Genomic DNA, 2,154 nt, shown 5'->3' on the forward strand with positions numbered 1-2,154 from the left:
GGTGCGGCTCGTTCTTACTAGGAGCCTCTAGAAACTAGAGGGGTATGAGTAAGGGGAATCGTGAGGGTAACACCCTCAAAAGATTTCTAACTATCTATTGGATGGCGGTGAAAACCCGCCCCTTGAAGAGATAAGTGACTCCCTATCTGGCCACACCGAGCAGGGCGACATCCCTACAGAGTGAAGCTGGCACCAGGGCGCAATCAGTTGAAAAGAAGCAGGTAACAACACTGGCGCTAAAGGGGAGGTGACATGGTTAAACAAGTCCTAGAAAAATGTCCTACCAGCCTACCATAACCTGAAAAACCAATATGGAATGTATCCTCTACTCTCACAGCGTCTTCTCCAGAATAGCTGTAATCTCCGAGAGGAGGATGGGCAAATTGGACTGACCTAAATCACCACAACAATCTAATAGATGGAACGAGTAAAAACGGCAGCAACACGAGGTCTAAGGAACGGTCGAAACCCTAGTAAGTTATGTCAAACTTAATCCCTCCTGCCGGGTAGGATGTGACCGAAAACTGGTCACGGGTATCAAGTATATAGACTTTGGAGAAGAGCATGGGTAGACACAGCAAAAAAGCTAGTGACCTTTGGAAAGGGCAACAGTGGAAGAAACTTCGCCAAAACCTTTTTCGCCTACAAAGACGTTTATATAAAGCAGTTCAAGCTGGAAACCTGAGAAAAGCCAGGTCTCTACAGAAACTGATCATGAAATCCCGCTCAGCACAACTACTGGCCATCCGTCAAGTAACACAGCTCAACAAGGGTAAGAAAACCCCCGGCATTGATGGTAAGTCATCCCTCACATACCGGCAGAGATTAGAGCTACTTGAGCTATTGAACCAATATGGCTCCGACTGGAAACATACTGGACTACGGGAAGTCCCGATAGCCAAGAAGAACGGGAAAACGCGAATGCTGAAAATCCCGACAATCGCTGATAGAGCATGGCAATGTCTAGTGAAATACGCCCTAGAACCTGCACACGAAGCTACCTTTCACGCCCGGAGTTACGGGTTTAGGACTGGACGAAGTGCGCACGATGCCCAAAAACACGTGTTCAATAACCTGAACTCAAGTTGCAACGGCATCACAAAAAGGGTCATAGAACTAGACATCAAAAAGTGTTTTGACCGCATATCACACAGCTCCATAATGGATAGACTGTTAGCACCGGCATCCATAAAACAGGGGATTTTTAGATGTTTAAAAGCGGGCGTCAGTCCGGAATTCACGGAGCAAGGAACACCCCAAGGAGGTGTGGTCAGCCCACTCTTAGCCAACGTGGCACTAAATGGAATTGAAAGCCTACACCAATCAATCCGCTACGCGGATGACATGGTAATATTCCTGAAACCTAACGAAGACGCTCAAAAGGTGTTAAAAAAGGTCAAGGAATTCTTAACTGAACGCGGAATGGAAATCAGCGAAGAAAAGACCAAAATAACTCACTCGACAGACGGTTTTGACTTCCTGGGCTGGAACTTCCGAGTCCAGAAAAATGGAAAGTTCCGAAGTATTCCCTCAGCGGAAAACCTAAGAACCATCAAAAAGAAGATTAAAGCCGTGGCCAACAGCTCGAACTATGGTGCAAAAATAAAGGCTGAAAAATTAGCTCCCATAATAAGGGGCTGGAGAAATTACCACCGGAATTGCAAGATGGACGGCTCCCGAAACTCTCTGTGGTTCACTGCAAAGAGAACAGAAGAGAAATTCAGAAAAGAGAAGAAAATCAATCGATACGAATCCGAAAGATTAGTAAAGAAAGCATTCCCGGCGGTGAAATATAAGGAAAACAAGCATATTAAAGTCAGGGGCACCAAGTCCCCCTATGACGGAGACTTGGTGTACTGGAGCCAAAGGAACTCTGGACTCTACGATAATGCTACTTCCAAAGCCTTGAAGAAGCAAAACCATTGCTGTGGACATTGTGGTCACAAGTTAATAGGCAACGAATCTGTACACCTTCATCACCTAGATGGAAACCACGACAATTGGAAACCAAAGAATTTAATGGCGGTTCACCAGAGCTGCCACCAATACATACACAGCAGCCAAAAAGATACTTAGGAGCCGTATGCAACGAAAGTCGCACGTACGGATTTGTAGGAGAGATGCTCCCCTTAATAGGGGACATCGACTCTAACA

At 45.9% G+C, this 2,154-nt stretch carries 1 protein-coding gene; it reads left to right on the top strand.

All coding sequences use genetic code 11. From position 1 onward, the window contains the following. Positions 1–564: 564 nt before the first annotated feature. A complete protein-coding gene (locus tag F6K20_RS35395) occupies positions 565–2,076 on the top strand; it encodes a reverse transcriptase domain-containing protein (protein WP_009148815.1) in 1,512 nt (503 codons plus the stop codon). Positions 2,077–2,154: the final 78 nt, after the last annotated feature.

This window comes from Moorena sp. SIO2C4, assembly GCF_010672485.1.
Taxonomy (GTDB): Bacteria; Cyanobacteriota; Cyanobacteriia; order Cyanobacteriales; family Coleofasciculaceae; genus Moorena; species Moorena producens.